The organism is Streptomyces sp. NPDC021012, assembly GCF_044333355.1.
In the GTDB taxonomy this organism is placed as follows: domain Bacteria; phylum Actinomycetota; class Actinomycetes; order Streptomycetales; family Streptomycetaceae; genus Streptomyces.
In genome coordinates, this window is record NZ_JBIRQU010000004.1 from 616,902 (window position 1) to 634,359 (window position 17,458).

17 protein-coding genes and 1 pseudogene are annotated in these 17,458 nt (G+C 74.1%); 10 read left to right on the forward strand and 8 right to left on the reverse strand.

The features are described from left to right. Nucleotides 1–31 precede the first annotated feature (31 nt). From pelF to ACH4TP_RS17035, 4 genes and pseudogenes are all read left to right on the forward strand, one after another. The gene (pelF, locus tag ACH4TP_RS17020) at nt 32–1,558 is read left to right on the forward strand and encodes a GT4 family glycosyltransferase PelF (RefSeq protein ID WP_398438400.1); all 1,527 of its coding nucleotides are present in this window, start codon (nt 32–34) and stop codon (nt 1,556–1,558) included. Beyond that, nucleotides 1,555–2,988, forward strand: coding sequence for a hypothetical protein (locus tag ACH4TP_RS17025; RefSeq protein WP_398438402.1), 1,434 nt, complete (start codon nt 1,555–1,557; stop codon nt 2,986–2,988). The genes pelF and ACH4TP_RS17025 overlap by 4 nt, the downstream gene beginning before the upstream one ends. Before the next feature lie 7 nt (nt 2,989–2,995). After that, nucleotides 2,996–3,619 (forward strand): spherulation-specific family 4 protein, encoded by a 624-nt coding sequence (locus ACH4TP_RS17030; RefSeq protein WP_389229825.1) that lies wholly within the window; start codon nt 2,996–2,998, stop codon nt 3,617–3,619. Next, nucleotides 3,616–4,404 (forward strand): annotated as a pseudogene (locus tag ACH4TP_RS17035) (endo alpha-1,4 polygalactosaminidase); the annotation flags it as partial. The gene ACH4TP_RS17030 and the pseudogene ACH4TP_RS17035, both read left to right, overlap by 4 nt. Here ACH4TP_RS17035 and ACH4TP_RS17040 read toward each other — a convergent pair. Then, entirely contained in the window at nt 4,404–5,168 is a 765-nt protein-coding gene (locus tag ACH4TP_RS17040; protein ID WP_398177776.1) for an adenosylcobinamide-GDP ribazoletransferase, read from the reverse strand. The pseudogene ACH4TP_RS17035 and the gene ACH4TP_RS17040 sit on opposite strands and share 1 nt — an antisense overlap. A 67-nt stretch (nt 5,169–5,235) precedes the next feature. Here ACH4TP_RS17040 and ACH4TP_RS17045 point away from each other — a divergent pair, with 67 nt between their 5' ends. Next, nucleotides 5,236–6,003: a hypothetical protein gene (locus tag ACH4TP_RS17045; protein ID WP_398438405.1), complete on the forward strand. Its 768-nt coding sequence runs from the start codon at nt 5,236–5,238 to the stop codon at nt 6,001–6,003. Here ACH4TP_RS17045 and ACH4TP_RS17050 read toward each other — a convergent pair. From ACH4TP_RS17050 to ACH4TP_RS17065, 4 genes are all read right to left on the reverse strand, one after another. Then, a complete protein-coding gene (locus ACH4TP_RS17050) occupies nt 5,940–6,653 on the reverse strand; it encodes a hypothetical protein (protein WP_389229834.1) in 714 nt (237 codons plus the stop codon). The two genes, ACH4TP_RS17045 and ACH4TP_RS17050, sit on opposite strands and share 64 nt — an antisense overlap. Next, entirely contained in the window at nt 6,650–8,428 is a 1,779-nt protein-coding gene (locus ACH4TP_RS17055) for a phosphatidylglycerol lysyltransferase domain-containing protein (RefSeq protein ID WP_389229837.1), read from the reverse strand. The genes ACH4TP_RS17050 and ACH4TP_RS17055 overlap by 4 nt, the downstream gene beginning before the upstream one ends. Nucleotides 8,429–8,534: 106 nt before the next feature. Further along, nucleotides 8,535–9,611, reverse strand: coding sequence for a nicotinate-nucleotide--dimethylbenzimidazole phosphoribosyltransferase (gene cobT / locus ACH4TP_RS17060; RefSeq protein WP_398438407.1), 1,077 nt, complete (start codon nt 9,609–9,611; stop codon nt 8,535–8,537). A 49-nt stretch (nt 9,612–9,660) separates the two neighbouring features. Next, nucleotides 9,661–10,863 carry a bifunctional adenosylcobinamide kinase/adenosylcobinamide-phosphate guanylyltransferase gene (locus ACH4TP_RS17065; RefSeq protein ID WP_398438409.1) on the reverse strand — a complete coding sequence of 401 codons (1,203 nt, stop codon included), beginning with the start codon at nt 10,861–10,863 and terminating at the stop codon, nt 9,661–9,663. A gap of 91 nt (nt 10,864–10,954) precedes the next feature. Here ACH4TP_RS17065 and ACH4TP_RS17070 point away from each other — a divergent pair, with 91 nt between their 5' ends. Then, nucleotides 10,955–11,161, forward strand: a complete 207-nt coding sequence (locus ACH4TP_RS17070; RefSeq protein WP_389229846.1) for a hypothetical protein — start codon at nt 10,955–10,957, stop codon at nt 11,159–11,161. Between the two features lie 291 nt (nt 11,162–11,452). On the opposite strand, the gene ACH4TP_RS17075 is transcribed toward ACH4TP_RS17070, so the two are convergent. The 3 genes from ACH4TP_RS17075 to ACH4TP_RS17085 form a co-directional block, all read right to left on the reverse strand. Next, entirely contained in the window at nt 11,453–12,532 is a 1,080-nt protein-coding gene (locus ACH4TP_RS17075) for a S1C family serine protease (protein WP_389229848.1), read from the reverse strand. A gap of 72 nt (nt 12,533–12,604) precedes the next feature. Beyond that, nucleotides 12,605–13,381, reverse strand: coding sequence for a class I SAM-dependent methyltransferase (locus ACH4TP_RS17080; protein WP_389229851.1), 777 nt, complete (start codon nt 13,379–13,381; stop codon nt 12,605–12,607). 65 nt (nt 13,382–13,446) lie between these two features. After that, nucleotides 13,447–14,052, reverse strand: coding sequence for a DUF3043 domain-containing protein (locus ACH4TP_RS17085; protein WP_389229854.1), 606 nt, complete (start codon nt 14,050–14,052; stop codon nt 13,447–13,449). Nucleotides 14,053–14,325: 273 nt separating this feature from the next. On the opposite strand from ACH4TP_RS17085, the gene ACH4TP_RS17090 reads away from it, so the two are divergent. The 4 genes from ACH4TP_RS17090 to ACH4TP_RS17105 all read left to right on the forward strand — a co-directional run bounded on the left by ACH4TP_RS17090 (nt 14,326) and on the right by ACH4TP_RS17105 (nt 17,439). Continuing rightward, entirely contained in the window at nt 14,326–15,120 is a 795-nt protein-coding gene (locus ACH4TP_RS17090) for a PspA/IM30 family protein (protein WP_041128852.1), read from the forward strand. A gap of 34 nt (nt 15,121–15,154) precedes the next feature. Then, complete coding sequence (locus ACH4TP_RS17095) at nt 15,155–15,433, forward strand: hypothetical protein (protein WP_398438412.1); 279 nt, start codon at nt 15,155–15,157, stop codon at nt 15,431–15,433. A 63-nt stretch (nt 15,434–15,496) separates the two neighbouring features. After that, complete coding sequence (locus ACH4TP_RS17100; protein ID WP_398438414.1) at nt 15,497–16,753, forward strand: sensor histidine kinase; 1,257 nt, start codon at nt 15,497–15,499, stop codon at nt 16,751–16,753. Then, the gene (locus ACH4TP_RS17105) at nt 16,750–17,439 is read left to right on the forward strand and encodes a response regulator (protein ID WP_398438416.1); all 690 of its coding nucleotides are present in this window, start codon (nt 16,750–16,752) and stop codon (nt 17,437–17,439) included. Before ACH4TP_RS17100 ends, ACH4TP_RS17105 begins: the two co-directional genes overlap by 4 nt. Nucleotides 17,440–17,458 lie beyond the last annotated feature (19 nt).

The following is a 17,458-nucleotide window of genomic DNA, read 5'->3' on the forward strand; positions in this document are numbered from 1 at the left end:
CGACACAGCACGTCCTGGGGGGAACCCGCTCATGCCGAGCAGTGGCCGTCACGTCACCATGCTCACCGAAGGCACCTACCCGCATGTCCACGGCGGCGTCAGCACCTGGTGCGACCAGCTCGTCCGCGGCATGCCGGAGGTCGACTTCGAGATCCTCGCCCTCACCGGCAGCGGCCGAGAACCCGTCACCTGGGAACTGCCGCCCAACGTCACCCGGCACACCGCGTACCCCCTGTGGGGACCCCCGCAGGGCCCGGCCGTGCGCCGGCCCCTGCGGGGGCGCGAACGCCGCCGCTTCCTCTCCGCGTACGAGAGCCTCCTGCTCGCCCTCCTCGACCCCGGGGCGGGCTGCGACTTCGGCACCGGACTGTACGAACTCGCCGAACTCGCCCGGCAGGGCCGGCTGACCGCCGCCCTCCGCTCCGAGCCCGCCCTGCGCTCCCTGATGTGGATCTGGACCATGCCGCACCTGCCCACCCTCGCGGCCCGGCCCACCGTCCACGACGCGCTCACCGCCACCGACCTGCTCGAACACGCCCTGCGCCCGCTCGCCGCGCGGATATCCACCGGCGGCGTGGCGCACGCCGTCTCCAGCGGTCTCGCCACGCTGCCCGCCCTCGCCGCGCAGCACTTCGAAGGGGTGCCCTTCCTGCTCACCGAACACGGCATCTACCTCCGCGAGCGCTACCTCGGCTACCGCACCGAAGCGCAACGCTGGCCCGTCAAGGCCCTCATGCTCGGCTTCTACCGCGAGCTCAACACCCTCGGCTACCGCAAGGCCGACCTCATCACCCCCTGCAACCAGTACAACCGGCGCTGGGAGGAGCGCGGCGGAGCCCCCACCGACCGCATCCGCACCGTCTACAACGGCGTCGACCCGGCCCTCTTCCCCGAGGCCGGACCCGAACCCGAGACCCCCACCCTCAGCTGGTGCGGCCGCGTCGACCCCATCAAGGACCTGGAGACCCTGATCCGGGCGTACGCGATCTCCCGCGCCGAACTCCCGGAGCTGAGGCTCCGCCTGTTCGGCCCGGTCCCGGCCGGGAACGAGGACTACCTCACCCGCCTGGAGAAGCTCGCCGCCGAACTGGGCGTCGCCGACGGGGTGTCCTTCGAGGGCCGGATCAGCGACGTCCCCTCCGCCTACGCCGCCGGCAGCGTCGTCATGCTCTCCTCCATCAGCGAGGGCTTCCCCTTCTCCCTCATCGAGGCCATGTCCTGCGGCCGCGCCACCGTCTCCACGGACGTCGGAGGCGTACGGGAGGCCGTCGGCGACACCGGGATCGTCGTCCCGCCCCGCGAACCGGCCGTCATGGCCGCCGCCGTCTCCGCCCTCCTCCTGGACGGCACCCGCCGCGCCGAACTCGGCCGCCGCGCCCGTCAACGCGTGATCGACCAGTTCACCCTGCACCGCTCGGTGGACGGCTTCCGCCAGATCTACCGCGAACTGGCGGGCGCCCGCCCGGCCACGCTGCCGCCCCAGGAACCCCTCCGCCTGCGCATCCCCGCCCCCCGCCGCACCTCCCCGGCCCTCGTCACAGGAGGCACCCCGGCATGAGCGGCTCCCTCTGGCTGAAACCCCCGAGGACGGAGACCCCGCTCCCGGCGATCCCGCGCCCCCGCGAGGAGGACGACACGGTACGGGCCCCCGCCGGAGGCGACCTCGCCGCCGACCCGCTCGACGAACTCGCCCGGCGGCTCGACGGGTTCGTCGCCGCCGCCGTGCACCCGGACGAGATCGCCGCGATCCTGGAGTCGGACGGCATGACCGACGAGCACATCCGGCTCACCTACGGCCGGGCCGACTCCTTCTCCCTCGCCGAGGACCTGTACGCGCGCGTGGAGCGGCGCCACCCCGAACCGGCGGCGCCGTCCGGCGGCGCCTGGTACGGCGAGCTCGCGGGCTGTCTGCTGCGGGGGCTGGTCTTCACACTGCCCGGCCTCGCGTACGTCCTCGCCGCGCCGCTGCTCGCGGGGGCGCACGGCAGGTTCGGGCTGCCCGCCGGGACCGTCCCGCTGCTCGCCGGGGCCGTCACCGGCTGGATGTGGAACCAGGCCCTCTCCCACCGCGCGTACACCTGGCTCGGCCTCGGCGACCGGCCCGCCGCCGCCCGCGCCCTGCTCACCGGCGCCCCGGCCGGGGCCCTCGCCGGGACGGCCGCCGCCCTCGCGACCGCCGCGCCCGGCGAGACCCCCGCCGCCGTCTTCGCCGCCGGGCAGTCGCTCTACCTCGCCGCCGCGACCGTGCTCCTGGTCCTCGGCCGCGAACGGGCCCTGCTCGGCGCCCTGCTGCCGCTGACCGGCGCCCTCCCCGCCCTCCGCTGGGACCTGCCGGACGCGCTGCGCGCCGCCCTGCTCCTCGCCTCCCTCGCCGCGTCCGTCGCCCTCGCCGCGCCGGCCCTCCGCCCGGGCCTGCGCCGGAGCGCGGCCGGCCGGGGCGGACCCCCGCGCTCCGCCTCCCTCCCGTACGGTTTCTTCGGCCTCGGCAGCGGACTGCTCGTCCTCCACGCGGGCGTGGGCGACACCCTGGTCGGCGGGGCGGGGGCGGTCATCGCGCTCACCCTCTCCATGGGACCCGCCGAATGGCTGCTGCACCGCTTCCGGGGCGAGAGCCTCACCCGGCTGCGGACCCTCTCCACCGCCCGCGAGTTCCGCCGGGCGGTCACCGGAACCCTCGTGCTCTGCCTCGGCGGCTACCTCACCGTCCTCCTCGCCCTCACCCTCGCCGCGGCCCTGGCCTGGCCGGGAGCGCCCTGGCCGACCCTCCCGCGCCTGCTCACCCTGCTCCTCATCGGCACCGTGCTCTGGCTCGGCCTGCTGCTCCAGGCCTTCGGCGCGGTGCTCAGCGCCGCCACCGTCTGCCTGCTCGCGGCGGCGGCGCAGACCGTGGAGCCGGTGGCGGGCCCGCTGGCCACCGGGGGAGCGGCGGCCGTACTCGCCGCCCTGACCTGCGCCCTCCTCGTACGACCGACCGCCCACCGCGCCTAGAGGTGTCATGACGACCAACCCTTCCCTCCTGGTGCCGTACTACGAGCACCCGGCCGAGCGCCCCGAGGCCTGGTCGGCGCTCGTCGACGCGGCGCCCTCCCTGTACGGCGTCGTCCTCAACCCGGCGAGCGGCGCCGGAGCCGCACCCGACCCGGCGTTCACCGAGGCCGCCGGGCGGCTGCGGGCGGCCGGGGTCCGGGTCCTCGGCTACGTGGACACCGCCTACGCCCGCCGCCCGCACGCCGAGGTCGTCGCCGAACTGGTCCGCCACCGCGACTGGTACGGCGCCGACGGCGCCTTCCTGGACCAGGTGGCGACCGCGCCCGCCGCCCTCGCCCACTACCGCCGCATCGCGGTCGCCGCCCGGGCCGCCGGGGCCGCGACCCTCGTCTTCAACCACGGCGCCCACCCGGACCCCGGCTACGAGGCCCAGGCCGACCTGCTCGTCACCTTCGAGGGCCCCTGGGACACCTACCGGACCCTGGACCTGCCGGTCGCCGCCCACTACTGCCACCTCGTCTACGCGGCCCCCGAGGGCTTCCGGCCGGACACCCCGGTGCACTGCGCCGTCCCCGGCACGGGCGCGCACCCCTGGGGCACCCTTCCGCACCTCCTGGAGCCCGCCCGATGAGACGCTCCCCGCTGCCCCTGCTCGTGGCGGTGCTGCTCCTCGCCACGGCCTGTACGGCGGCCCCCGGACCGGACTCCGGGAAGACCGGCGGCCGCTGGCGGCCGGCCCCCGGCCTCGCCTGGCAGTGGCAGCTCAGCGGCCGCCTCGACCCGGCCGTCGACGTCCCCGTGTACGACATCGACGGCTTCGACCACCCGGCCACGACCGTCGCCGACCTCCACCGCCGCGGCCGCAAGGTCGTCTGCTACCTGTCCACCGGCGCCTGGGAGGACTTCCGCCCCGACGCCGACGACTTCCCGAAGGCCCTCCTCGGCAAGGGCAACGGCTGGGACGGCGAGCGCTGGCTCGACATCCGCCGCACCGACCTCCTGGGGCCGCTCATGGCGAAGCGCCTCGACATGTGCCGGGACAAGGGCTTCGACGCCGTCGAGCCCGACAACATGGACGGCTACGAGAACCGCACCGGCTTCCCGCTCACCGCCGCCGACCAGCTCCGCTACAACCGGCTCATCGCCGGCCTGGCCCACGACCGGGGCCTCGCGGTCGGCCTCAAGAACGACCTGGACCAGATCCCGGAACTGCTCCCGGACTTCGACTTCGCGGTCAACGAGCAGTGCGCGGAGTACGACGAGTGCGGCCGCCTCGCCCCGTTCACGGCGGCCGGCAAGGCGGTCTTCCACGTCGAGTACGAGCTGACGACGGAGCAGTTCTGCCCCCGGGCCCGGAAGCTGAACCTGAGCTCCATGCGGAAGAGGTACGCGCTGGACGCCTGGCGCGAGCCCTGTCAGCCCAGCGTCAGCGCGACCAGGGCCACCGTCGCCGCCGTCTCCTCCAGCGCGCCGAACACGTCGCCCGTCACCCCGCCGAAGCGCCGCACGCAGCGGCGGAGCAGCAGCGCCGCCGCACCGAGGCCCGCGCCGGCGGCCAGGACGCCGTGGACGGCGTCGTAGGGGGAGAGGAGGAGGCCCGCCGCGGCGCAGAGGGTCAGGACGGCGGCGGTCGCGCAGGTGGCGGAGCGGGTCGGGACGGTCGCCGCGACGATCGCGCCGAGGCCCTCCGGGCGGGCCGCCGGGACGCCCTGGCGGGACGCGTGGGTGAGGGCGAGGCGGGCCACGGTCGCGGCGAGGGCGGCGCCGAGGACGCCCCGCGCCCAGCCCTCCCCGTACAGCTCGTACAGCGCGGCGACCTGGGCGAGCAGGACGAGGACCAGGGAGATGACGCCGAACGGGCCGATGTCCGACTGCTTCATGATGCGCAGCGCGTCCTCGGCCGGCTTGGCGCTGCCGAGGCCGTCGGCGGTGTCCGCGAGGCCGTCGAGGTGCAGGCCCCGGGTGAGCAGGGCGGGGACGGCGGTGGTGGCGACGGCCGCGAGCAGCGGTCCCGAGCCGAGCAGCAGGAGGAGACCGCCGGCCGCGGCGGAGCAGAGCCCGACGACCAGACCCGCGAGCGGGGCGCAGAGCATCCCGGCGCGCGCCGCGTCCCGGTCCCAGCGGGTGATGCGGGCGGGGAACACGGTGAGGGTCCCGAAGGCGAAACGCAGGCCGTCCATCCGGGCAGGGTAATCGCCGCCCCCGGACGGTAGATTGCGCATACCGCTCATATCGGATCGGGGTGGCATGGGTCACTGGTTCTCCAGGAACATCGTCGAGCCGGGCAAGCTCCCGACGCTGCTCGCTCTGACCTCCTTCGTCCTGACATTCCTGGTCACCCGCACCGTCACCCGGCTCATCCGGGCGGGGAAGGGGCCCTTCCGGAACGTCTCCTCCGGAGGCCTCCACATCCATCACGTCGTGCCCGGCGTGGTCCTCACCGTCCTGGGCGGTTTCGGCGCGGTGGGCAGCGACCGGCACGGCGTCGGCGGGGCCGTGTTCGCGGTCGTCTTCGGGATCGGCGCGGGGCTCGTCCTGGACGAGTTCGCGCTCATCCTCCACCTCGACGACGTGTACTGGTCGGAGGACGGCCGCAAGAGCGTCGAGGTGGTCGTGCTCACCACGGCCCTGGTGGGGCTCGCGCTCAGCGGTTTCTCACCGCTCGGCGTCAACGACATGACCACCGACGAACGCCAGGACCGGGCCACCTTCCTCCTGACCCTGGCGCTGAACTTCCTCCTCGTCCTGGTCACCCTGGTGAAGGGGAAGCTCCGGATGGCCGTCTTCGGGACCCTGGTCCCGTTCGTGGCGATCGTCGGCGCCGTCCGGCTGGCCCGCCCCGGCTCCTGGTGGTCCAAGCGCTTCTACCGCCGCCGCCACCGGGCCAGGGCCCGCTCCCGGCTCCGCACGTACCGCCACGACAGGCGCTGGACCAAGGTCCGGCGCCGCTTTCAGGACCTGATCGGCGGCTTCCAGGAGCGGGTTCCCGGGCGCGGCCCGACACCGCCGGCCTGACGGCGCCCGCGCAGGACCTGGACCGCGATCAGGACGAGGACGGCGGCGATGGCCGCGATGTGCTCCTTGCCCGCCAGGTTCGCCTTGATCACGACCTCGACGGCCATCGCCACGACCACGAGCCCGCCGGTCCAGTACGCCCGGTAGCGCCAGCAGACGTAGACCGCGAGGCCCACCACGGCCGCCGACGGGCCGGTGTCGACGACCTGGGCGTCGGAGGCGGGCAGTCCGAAGGGGCTGTCCGGGCCGAGCGCGATGCCCACGCGCGCGTAGAGCGTGCCGGCCAGCGTCGCCAGATAGGCGACGGCGAGCGTCCGTCCCCGCCCGAGGCAGATCTCGGCGATGCCGAACACCAGCAGGACCTGCGCGAGGGCCCCCCACACGGGCAGGTCGAGCGCGGGGACGAACAGCGAGAGCGGGGTGCGGAGCAGCGCCAGCCACAGCGGGTCCTCGGCCCGTACGGAACCGATGTCCTGGACCGGCTGGTAGCCCCAGTCCTGGTTCTGCACGACCTGGAACAGGGAGGTGAGGCAGACGGCGGCCAGCGTCATCGGCACCGCACGCCACTTCCTCGTGACGAGCGCCGTCCGCACGGTGGTGAACAGCGGCCCCCACTCGCGGCGGGCGAACTCCCGGACGGAGCGGATCAACGGCTGCTCTCCAGATGTCTGCGGTGCATCCACTTCGGCAGCCCGGGGGCCTCCAGGAAGCCCTCGGCCCGGCCGGCGGCGAGGCCGATCCGCAGCAGGTCCGCACTTTTCTCGAAGAGCATGAATCGGGGCTCCCAGATCGGTCGGTACTTGGCGTTGGCGCGGTACAGCGACTCGATCTGCCACCAGCGGGAGAAGAAGCTGAGCAGTGAACGCCACATGCGCAGCACGGGCCCCGCCCCGAGCTTCGAGCCACGTTCGAAGACCGACCTGAACATCGCGAAGTTGAGCGAGACCTGCGTGATCCCGATCTCCTTGGCGCGCTGGAGGAGTTCGATGACCATGAACTCCATCAGGCCGTTCTCGGAGTCCCGGTCGCGGCGCATCAGATCCAGCGAGAGCCCCTGCGGCCCCCAGGGGACGAAGGACAGCACCGCCCGCAGCTCGCCCCGCTCGTCGGTGCACTCCAGCATCACGCACCTGCCGTCCCGGGGGTCGCCGAGCCGGCCCAGGGCCATCGAGAAGCCGCGCTCGGTGGCGCCGTCCCGCCAGTCGTCCGCCTTGCGTAGGAGTTCGGCCATCTCCTCGGCGGGGATGTCCTCGTGGCGCCGGATCCGCACCTCGTACCCGGCCCGCTTCACCCGGTTGTAGGCCTGCCGGACCGTCCGCATGGCCCGCCCGTCGAGCGTGAACTCGTCGGTCTCCACGATCGCCTCGTCACCCAGCTCCAGGGCGTCCAGGCCGTGCCGGGCGTAGATGACCCCGGCCTCCTCGCTCGCGCCCATCACCGCCGGGATCCAGCCGTGCTCGCGGGCCTCGGCGAGCCAGGGCTCGATGGCGCCCGGCCAGGCCTCGGGGTCGCCGATCGGGTCCCCGGAGGCGAGCGAGACCCCGCCGACCACCCGGTAGGCGATGGCCGCCTTCTCGCTCGGCGACCACACCACGCTCTTCTCGCGGCGCAGCGCGAAGTAGCCCAGCGAGTCGCGCTCGCCCTGCTTGTCGAGCAGGGCCCGCAGCCGCTCCTCGTCCTCCTCGGTCAGCGGGTCGACGGCCCGCCGGGAGCGGAAGGCGGCGAAGAGCACCGCGAAGAGCAGCAGCGTGGACATCACGTTGATGGTGACGTCGACCCAGCCGGGCGGGTGGATCCCGGGGAAGCCGGAGTCGTCCGAGGCCAGCGTGACCAGGCGCAGCAGGCCGTACTTCCAGCGGTCCAGGAAGGTGGAGTGCCCGGTGGACTCGTTGGTGACGGTCACCAGCACGGCGGCGAGCAGCGAGGTGACGAGCAGTCCGCCGACCGCCACCGCCGCCGCCAGCTTCGGGTTGGAGCGGTCGCCCTTCGCGTAGAACTCCTTGCGGCCGAGCAGCAGCGCGAGCACGAACAGGGCGGTGAGGGCCAGCGAGATCCAGTTCTGGGCGTGCTGCCGGATCTCCGGGAAGAACATCACGAGGGCGAAGAGCAGCAGGAAGAGCCCGCTGAGCACGAAGTTCAGGATCCACGCGGCCCGCTTGCGGCGCCGCATGGTGATCGCCAGGACGAGGGTGAAGACCCCGGAGGCGAAGCCCGCGGTGAGCAGGTACGGGGTGAAGTAGTTGTCCTCGTTGTGGCGGCGCAGGTCCTGCCCGAACGACACCCAGACGGCGCTCAGGAAATTGACGAACGTGACGACGCGCAGGTACCAGACGGCGAACGCGGCACTCCGCCGCGAACGGGCGGTGCTGCCCCGGGGGGTGGCGCTCCGGGGCGCTGCTTCGGCAGACAAACGGACTTCTCCCATGAAAAGCGATCATATGGGTCGGTGCTTGTCGTACGGAGACGCCGGAGGCGGCCACGCGCGCGTCGCGCGCGACCGCCCCGGAGTCGGTCGTTCCGTTCCCTCGGGCTCAGGCCGTGTCGGCGCCGTCGACGCCCGGAACGGTCGGATCCGGACGCTCGGGCAGCTCCGCCGCGAACGCCGCCGCGGCCTGGACGAGGGGAAGTGCGAGCAATGCCCCGGTTCCCTCACCCACATGGACGCCGTGATCGAGCAGAGGGTTGAGCGCCATCCGGTCCAGCGCCTTCGCCTGCGCCGGCTCCCCGCTCACCTGACCCGCCAGCCACCAGTCCGGCGCCCGGAACGCCGCCCGCTGCGCCACGAGCGCGCAGGCCGCGCCCACCACACCGTCCAGGATCACCGGCATCCGCCGCACCGAGGCCTGGAGCAGGAAACCGGTCATCGCCGCCAGGTCCGCCCCGCCGACCGCCGCGAGCAGCTCCAGCTGATCGCCCAGGACCGGCCGGGCCCGCCGCAGCGCGTCCCGGATCGCCGCGCACTTGCGCATCCACGCCAGATCGTCGATCCCGGCCCCGCCCCGACCGGTCACCACCGAGGCGTCCGTCCCGCACAGCGCCGCGACCAGCGTCGACGCCGGGGTCGTGCCGCCGACGCTCAGATCCCCGAGCACCACCAGATCGGTGCCCGAGTCCGCCTCCTCGTCGGCGATCGCGATGCCGAGCCGGACCGCCGCCTCGGTCTCCTCGACCGTCAGCGCGTCCTCCACGTCGATCCGGCCGCTGCCGCGCCGCACCCGGTGCCGTACCACCTCGGCGGGCAGCAGCTCCGGCTCGCAGTCCAGACCGGCGTCCACGACCCGCACCGGCACGTCCATCGAGCGGGCGAGCACGGCCACCGGGCTCACCCCGTCGAGCACCGCGCGCACCAGCTCGTGCGCCGTGCCCGCCACCCGGCCCGACACGTCGAGCGAGGCCACCCCGTGGTCGCCCGCGAACAGCACGACCTTCGGCTGCCCGATCGCCCGCACCTTGACCGAGCCCTGCGCCGCGGACAGCCACTCGCCCAGCTCGTCGAGCCGGCCCAGCGCCCCCGGCGGCACGGTCAGCCGCTCCCGGCGCTCCTCGGCGTCACGCCGTATCCCGCCGTCGGGGCGCTCGATCAGATCGGAGAAGTCATCCAGGTTCAAGGGTTCCGCCCAGTGATCACGTCAGCGAGGTCCATCAGCGATCGGAACCCTACCCGCGCAGCACCAGCGCCTGCCCCGCGACCACGAGGACGACCTCCTCGCACTCGTCCGCGAAGGCCGCGTTCAGCCGACCCAGCTCGTCCCGGAAGCGCCGCCCCGCCGCCGTGGCCGGCACCACCCCCGAGCCCACCTCGTTCGTCACCGCCACGACCGTACGGCGCGTCGCCCGCACCGCCGCCACCAGCTCCGCCGTCCGCTCCCGCAGCGCCGCCTGCCCGCCGTCCCGCCACCGCTCGTCGTCCCAGGCGCCCACCCGGTCCATGGCGTCCGTCAGCCACAGCGACAGGCAGTCGACCAGCAGCGCCGGACCGTCCTCCGCGAGCAGCGGCACCAGCTCGCACGTCTCGGCCGTACGCCACGAACCCGGCCGCCGCTCCCGGTGCAGCCCCACCCGCTCGGCCCACTCCGGATCGCCCTCCCGCGTCCCGCCCGTCGCCACGTACAGCACCTCGGGGAAGGTCTCCAGACGCCGCTCCGCCTCCACCGACTTCCCCGACCGGGCCCCGCCCGTCACCAGCGTCCGCCGGGGCACCTCCGGCACCTCGTGGTACTCGCCGATGTACAGCGTCGTCCCGTCCGGCACCGCCCGCGCCCCCGCCGCCGCGAGCCGCCGGTCCAGCTCGGCGCCCGTCGGCGCGTCGTGGTCCAGGTGCACCGCGATCACCTCGGTGGCCGGGCCCACCGCCCCGGCCGCCCGCAGCCGGGCCAGCCCGTCCGGCCGCCCGGTGACATCGGCGACGACCATGTCGTACGGCGCGCGGTGCTCGTCCCCGATCCCCGCGGGCGCGCCCCCGGGCGGCAGGTACAGCAGCCGCTCCCCGTCGGCCGAGACCACCTCGTACCCCGTCCCGGGGGAGTCCATCGACACCGCCCGCACCCGGTGCCCGCTGATCAGCGTCAACTCCCGCCCGTCCGGCACCCGCACGGCGGTCGGCAGCCCCGCGGGCACCTCCACCGCCGGCCCGTCGTGCGGATGCGTCAGCAGCACCTGCCGCACTCCCACCAAGGAGTGCCCCGACCGGGCCGCCGCGAGCGCGGCCCCCGGGGTCAGATCGAGCAACAGGGCCCCGTCCACGAGCAGCGAGGTCGCGGCCCTCGCGCGCTTCCCACGGGAGAGCGCGCACACGGCGCAGGGGCAGTCGGGGCGGGGGAGCCCGAGCGGGGCGCCGGTGCCGAGCAGAGTCAGTTCCACCCTCAGATCCTCCCGCGCCACCGCGAGGCGTGCGCGCCCGGCTACGCTGCGGGCAGGAAACCGATCATCCGGTGAGCTCCAGGAGGCTTGCATGGCATGGACGTGGCGGTTCGAGAAGTCCGACGGCACCGAGGTCGAGCCCGTCGTGACCCCCGAGGAGTTCCCCACCCAGGGCGACGCCGAGAGCTGGATCGGCGAGCACTGGCGTGACCTCCTCAGCGGCGGCGCCGACCAGGTGACGCTGTCGGAGGACGGGACGAAGATCTACGGCCCGATGCCGCTGGACGCGGAGGGCTGAGGCCCCGGCGGCGGGGGGGGGGCGGGGCCCCCCCCCCCCCCCCCCCCCCGGGGCCCCCCCGGGCCCGGGGCGGGGGGGGGGGGGGCGCCCCCCCCGGCCAAACACCCCCCCCCCCCCCCCCCCCCCCCCCCGGGGGGGGGGGCGGGGGGGGGGGGGGGGGGCGCCGCCGCGCGCGCCCCCCCCTCGTGACGGTCTGGGTGCTGGGGCCCACGATACCCGCCCCGGGCCCGGGGGCGGGGGGGGGGGGGGCCCCGGGGGGGGGGGGGGGCCCGGCCCCCCCCCCCCCCGCCGCTACAGTTCGCCCAGCGTGACCTGGGCCTTGTGGGTCGAGCCGCCCCGGATGTACTCCACCGTCACCTCGTCCCCCGGCCGCATCGCCGCCAGCGCCTCCGACAGCGAGGTGATCGTCGTGATCTCGGTCTCGCCGAGCCGGGTGATCACGTCGCCCGGCTTCAGGCCCGCCTTCCCCGCCGCCCCGTCCGCCGGCGCCTCGACGATCGCGACGCCCGCCGGCTCGTAGTTGTCGTCGAGGACCGTACGGCCGGTGATGTTGAGGGCCGCCCGGCCCGAGTCCGTCACCTTGCCGTTCTTGATGATCTGGTCCGCGACCGTCCGCACCATCGACGCGGGGATCGCGAAGCCGATGCCGGGCGCCGAGCCGCCGCCGAGTTCGGGGTCGGTCGCGGCGAGCGTCGGGATGCCGATGACCTCGCTGTCGAGGTTCACGAGGGCGCCACCGCTGTTGCCCGGGTTGATCGCGGCCGACGTCTGGACCATGTTCGCGATGGTCGCGCCCGTGCCGCCGCCGTCCCGCCCCTCGCTGACCGTGCGGCCGGTCGCGGAGACGATGCCCTGGGTGACGCTGCCGGACAGGCCGAGGGGGGAGCCCATCGCGAGCACGATCTGCCCCATGTCGACCTCGGCGGAGTCGCCGAACCTCGCGGCCTTCAGCCCCTTCGGCACGATGTCCAGCTTGAGCACGGCGAGGTCCTGCTCGGGGTACGAGGAGACGAGCCGTGCCGTCACGGACTGCCCGCCGGTCGCCGCCGTGACCTTGAAGCTCTTCTCCTGGCCGACCACGTGCGCGTTGGTGACGATGTGCCCCTTGTCGTCGTAGACGACCCCGGAGCCGAGGCTGTTCGACGCCTCGATCTGGACGACCGACGGCAGGACGTTCTTGATGACGGTCTGGTAGTCGTCCTGGAGCTCGTTGGAGACGTGCGGCACCGGCGTCTGGGTGGAGCGCTCCGGGGCGGCCGCGCCCCCGGCGGAGGAACAACCGCCGACCAGTGCGACGGCGCAGGCCCCGGCGGCGAGGGGGAGGAGGACACGACGGGCACGGGCACGAGCATGGGCACGGAAGACGTCCATGTCCGGAGTATCCGATTCCGCCCTGCCCCCGGCCCGGCGAGCGCACCCGATCAGGGGTGCGCGACCACGCCCCTACCCCCGTACCCCGCACAGGTGCAGCAGCGCCGCGATCCGCCGGTACGGATCCGTGCGGCCCGCGCGGTCCTCGGCCGCGAGGAGCCGGTCGAGTTCCTCGGCGGCGGGCAGGCCCGCGTCGGCGGGGACGTCGTCGGTGAAGACCCGCACCCCGTACCAGGCGTGCAGCGGCGCCGCGATCCCCGCGAGCGTCGCCGTGAGCGCGTCGATCCGGTCGGCCCGCACCTTCACGCCGTTGTCGTCGGTGTAGACGTCCGAGTCGAAGGCGGCGAGCGCGCCCGACCAGTCCCCGGCGAGCCCCGGCCGCATGGACAGGGCCTCCGCGTTCCGCACCACCAGGGACAGCAGGCCGCCGGGGGCCAGCATCCGGGCCAGGCCGGCGAGCAGCGCGTCGGGCTCGTCCGCGTACATGAGGACGCCGTGGCAGAGGACCACGTCGAAGCTGCCGGGCAGGAAGTGCACCCCGGTCTCGCGTCCGTCGCCCTCGATCATCCGGACCCGCTCGCGGATCCCGGCGGGCTCCGTCGCCAGCGACTCACGGGCCGCCTTCAGCAGGTCCGGATCGGCCTCCAGGCCGGTCACGGTGTGCCCGGCGCGGGCGAGCCGCAGGGCCTGGGTGCCCTGCCCCATGCCCGCGTCGAGGATCCGCAGCCGCTGCCCCACCGGGTAGCGGCCGGCTATCTGCTCGTCGAGCTGACGGGCGACGATCTCCTGCCGGATGGTGTCGCGCAGCCCGCCGGGACCGGCGGGCCAGTGGGCGACGACGGGCAGCACGGGGCCACCCGACTCCGACGTGGCCTCGCCGAACGCGCGCCCGTCGAACTCCGAGCTGTCGGCGCTCAGGGCCGCTCTCCGCGCTTGACCTGCGGCTTCGGCAGACGCAGTCGGCGCATCTGGAGCGTGCGCATCAGGCCGTAGGCGATGGCGCCGCGCTTCGGCTCGTTCGGGAAGCGCGTGTTGAGCTGCTTGCGCAGACGGATCCAGATGCCGATCGAGTCGATGACGATCAGGACGATCACACCGAGCCAGAGCAGCAGGGAGATGTTCTGCAGCGACCTGTTGGAGTTTCCGAACACCGACAGCACGAGGATCACCACGGCCATCGGCAGGAAGAACTCGGCGATCGCGAACCGCGAGTCGACGAAGTCGCGCACGAAGCGGCGGACCGGACCCTTGTCGCGGGCGGGCAGGTAGCGCTCGTCGCCGTTGGCCAGCGCCTCGCGCTGCCGGGCCAGGTCCGAGCGGCGTGCCTCGCGCTGGCGCTTGGCGGCCTCCTTGCGGTCGGTCGGCACCGTCGCGGCACGACGGCGCTGGGTCTGCGCCTCGCTCCGCTTCGGAGTCGGGCGGCCCTTGGGGGCCTCGGGGTCGCGGGGCTGCTTGGTGGAGAGGTCCGCCGTCACCTTGTCGGTGGGGGCCTTCTCGTCCTTCGAACGGCTACGGAACACAAAACCCAAGGGTACGGGGTGGCGGGCATGAACCCCATGCTGGGCGGGAACGATCCGCTAACGGACTGCGTCTTGGGCGGTACGTACACGGGACGGCACGGGGGTCTCCCCGAGGTCGATCTACTCCCTGGGCGGGAGCGGATGCCGCGCACAGTCGTCCTTGGGGAGGAGCGCATCCCGCTCCGAACAGTGCGGTAATGGAGACAGGGACCGTACTGTGGATCCTGTCGAAGAGCTGGAGCCGAGTCCGTCAGAAGGGGGCGCGCGAAGCCCATGAGCGGTGTCATGAAGCGTATGGGGATGATCTTCCGCGCGAAGGCGAACAAGGCCCTTGACCGGGCCGAGGATCCGCGCGAGACGCTCGATTACTCCTACCAGAAGCAGCTGGAGCTGCTGCAGAAGGTGCGGCGGGGCGTCGCCGACGTCGCCACCTCCCGCAAGCGGCTCGAACTCCAGCTGAACCAGCTGCAGGGCCAGTCCGCCAAGCTGGAGGACCAGGGCCGCAAGGCCCTCGCCCTCGGCCGCGAGGACCTGGCGCGCGAGGCGCTGTCCCGCCGGGCCGCGCTCCAGCAGCAGGTCAGCGACCTGGAGGTGCAGCACCAGACGCTGCAGGGCGAGGAGGAGAAGCTCACCCTCGCCGCCCAGCGCCTGCAGGCCAAGGTGGACGCCTTCCGCACCAAGAAGGAGACCATCAAGGCGACCTACACGGCGGCCCAGGCGCAGACCCGGATCGCCGAGTCCTTCTCCGGCATCTCGGAGGAGATGAGCGACGTCGGCCTGGCGATCCAGCGGGCCGAGGACAAGACCGCCCAGCTCCAGGCGCGCGCCGGCGCGATCGACGAGCTGCTCGCCTCGGGCGCGCTCGACGACCAGTCGGGCCTGGCCAAGGACGACATCCAGGCGGAGCTGGACCGGCTCTCCGGCGGTACGGACGTCGAGCTGGAGCTCCAGCGGATGAAGGCCGAGCTGGCCGGGGGCCCCTCGGCGCAGCAGCAGGCCATCGAGGGCGGCTCCGGTACGAACCAGAACCAGGGCCAGCAGCAGTCCCACCCGCGCTTCGAGAAGTAGCTTCGAGAGGCCTCGGCGAAAGACAGGACGCGTCATGATCGTACGGATCATGGGGGAGGGCCAGCTGGAGCTGGCCGACAGCCACTTCGTCGGGCTGAACAAGCTGGACGACGAGCTGCTCGAAGAGATGGAAGCGGGGAACGAGGAAGGCTTCCGGCGCACGCTGGGCGCCCTCCTCGACGCCGTCCGCCGCCTCGGCTCGCCCCTTCCCGACGACGCCCTGGAACCCTCGGAACTGATCCTCCCGGCTCCCGACGCGAGCCTGGAGGAGGTCCGGGAGATGCTCTCCGACGACGGCCTGATCCCCGGCTGACGAGGCTGTGGGCCGCCGCCGGGTGCGGCGGTCCGCACGGGGGTGCGCCGTACCGTTGTCCCCGTGACTCCACCCGGCCCCGCCACCGGCACCCCCTACGCCCCCGCGCGTGACTGGTTCCGCGCGCATCCGCTCGCCTTCGACGCCGTGATCGCCGTCGGCGCGCTCGTCGCGATGGTCGCCGGGTCGTTCACCGACCCGCACGGCAGCCCGGACGGGCCGACGTTCGGGGACAGGGCGCCCAGTGCCTGGGGCGTGGTCGTCATGATCGTCGGGGCCGCCGCGCTGGTGTGCCGCCGGCGCAAGCCCTTCGCGGTGCTCGCGTTCACCGTCGCGATCACCCTGTTCGAGCTCATCGACGACAACCGGCCCGCCCCGATCGCGATGAGCGCCGTCATCGCGCTCTACACGGTCGCCGCCCGCACCGACCGCCCCACCACCTGGCGGGTCGGTCTCGCCACGATGGCGGTGCTCACGGCCGCCGCCATGGCCTTCGGGCCGACCCCCTGGTACGCGCAGGAGAACCTCGGCGTCTTCGCCTGGACCGGGATGGCGGCGGCGGCCGGAGACGCCGTCCGCAGCCGCAGGGCGTTCGTCGACGCGATCCGGGAGCGGGCCGAGCGCGCCGAGCGGACCCGCGAGGAGGAGGCCGGGCGGCGGGTCGCCGAGGAGCGGCTGCGGATCGCCCGCGACCTCCACGACGTCGTCGCGCACCACATCGCCCTGGTGAACGTGCAGGCCGGGGTCGCCGCCCACGTCATGGACAAGCGCCCCGACCAGGCGAAGGAGGCCCTCGCGCACGTCCGCGAGGCCAGCCGCTCCGCCCTGGACGAGCTGCGCGCCACCGTCGGCCTGCTGCGCCAGTCCGGCGACCCGGAGGCCCCCACCGAGCCCGCCCCGGGCCTCGCCGTCCTCGACGGGCTGCTCGACAGCTTCCGCAAGGCCGGGCTCCCGGTCTCCCTGGCCCGCGCCGACGAGGGCCTGGCGCTCCCGGCGACCGTCGACCTCGCCGCGTACCGGATCGTGCAGGAGGCCCTGACCAACGTGCGCAAGCACGCGGGTCCGGACGCGGCGGCCGAGGTGAGCGTCGTCCGGGTGGGCCGTACGGTCGAGATCACCGTCCTCGACAACGGCACCCCCCGGACCGTCCCGCCGCAGGCCGTCGAGCAGCCCCCCGTCGGCGGCCACGGGCTGCTGGGGATGCGCGAGCGGGTCGGCGCGCTCGGCGGCACCCTCACCGCGGCGCCCCGCTACGGCGGCGGCTTCCGCGTCCAGGCGATACTGCCGGTGACGTCCCGCACGGGGGAGGACCGCGCATGACCATCCGCGTACTGCTCGCCGACGACCAGGCCCTGCTCCGCAGCGCCTTCAAGGTCCTGGTGGAGTCCGAGCCGGACATGGAGGTCGTCGGGGAGGCGCCCGACGGCGCCGAGGCGGTCGCGCTGGCCCGCGCCACCCGGCCCGACGTCGTCCTGATGGACATCCGCATGCCGGGCACCGACGGCCTCGCCGCGACCCGGATGATCACCGCCGATCCCGAGCTCGGCGACGTGCGGATCGTCATGCTGACCACGTTCGAGGTCGACGAGTACGTCGTGCAGTCGCTGCGCGCCGGCGCCTCGGGCTTCCTCGGCAAGGGGGCCGAGCCGGAGGAGCTCCTCGGCGCGATCCGGATCGCGCACGCCGGCGAGGCGCTGCTCTCCCCGGCCGCCACCAAGGGGCTGATCGCCAGCTTCCTCGCGCAGGGCCCCGGCGCGGACGCCCCGGACCCGGGCGTCGCCGTCCGCACCGAGCGGCTCGCCGCGCTCACCGCCCGGGAGCGGGAGGTCCTCGTCCTCGTCGCGGGCGGCCTCTCCAACGACGAGATCGCCGAGCGGCTGGACGTCAGCCCGCTCACCGTGAAGACGCACGTCAACCGGACCATGGCCAAGCTCGGCGCCCGCGACCGGGCCCAACTGGTGGTCACGGCCTACGAGTCCGGTCTCGTACGCCCCCGGGTGGAGTAGGCGCGTACTCCAGACGCGG

Bases quoted from the DNA above. Each gene is read 5' to 3' on its own strand.
- pelF (WP_398438400.1), top strand. From the start codon at position 32: ATGCCGAGCAGTGGCCGTCACGTCACCATGCTCACCGAAGGCACCTAC.
- ACH4TP_RS17025 (WP_398438402.1), top strand. From the start codon at position 1,555: ATGAGCGGCTCCCTCTGGCTGAAACCCCCGAGGACGGAGACCCCGCTC.
- ACH4TP_RS17030 (WP_389229825.1), top strand. From the start codon at position 2,996: ATGACGACCAACCCTTCCCTCCTGGTGCCGTACTACGAGCACCCGGCC.
- ACH4TP_RS17040 (WP_398177776.1), bottom strand. From the start codon at position 5,168: ATGGACGGCCTGCGTTTCGCCTTCGGGACCCTCACCGTGTTCCCCGCC.
- ACH4TP_RS17045 (WP_398438405.1), top strand. From the start codon at position 5,236: ATGGGTCACTGGTTCTCCAGGAACATCGTCGAGCCGGGCAAGCTCCCG.
- ACH4TP_RS17055 (WP_389229837.1), bottom strand. From the start codon at position 8,428: ATGGGAGAAGTCCGTTTGTCTGCCGAAGCAGCGCCCCGGAGCGCCACC.
- ACH4TP_RS17070 (WP_389229846.1), top strand. From the start codon at position 10,955: ATGGCATGGACGTGGCGGTTCGAGAAGTCCGACGGCACCGAGGTCGAG.
- ACH4TP_RS17075 (WP_389229848.1), bottom strand. From the start codon at position 12,532: ATGGACGTCTTCCGTGCCCATGCTCGTGCCCGTGCCCGTCGTGTCCTC.
- ACH4TP_RS17090 (WP_041128852.1), top strand. From the start codon at position 14,326: ATGAGCGGTGTCATGAAGCGTATGGGGATGATCTTCCGCGCGAAGGCG.
- ACH4TP_RS17095 (WP_398438412.1), top strand. From the start codon at position 15,155: ATGATCGTACGGATCATGGGGGAGGGCCAGCTGGAGCTGGCCGACAGC.
- ACH4TP_RS17105 (WP_398438416.1), top strand. From the start codon at position 16,750: ATGACCATCCGCGTACTGCTCGCCGACGACCAGGCCCTGCTCCGCAGC.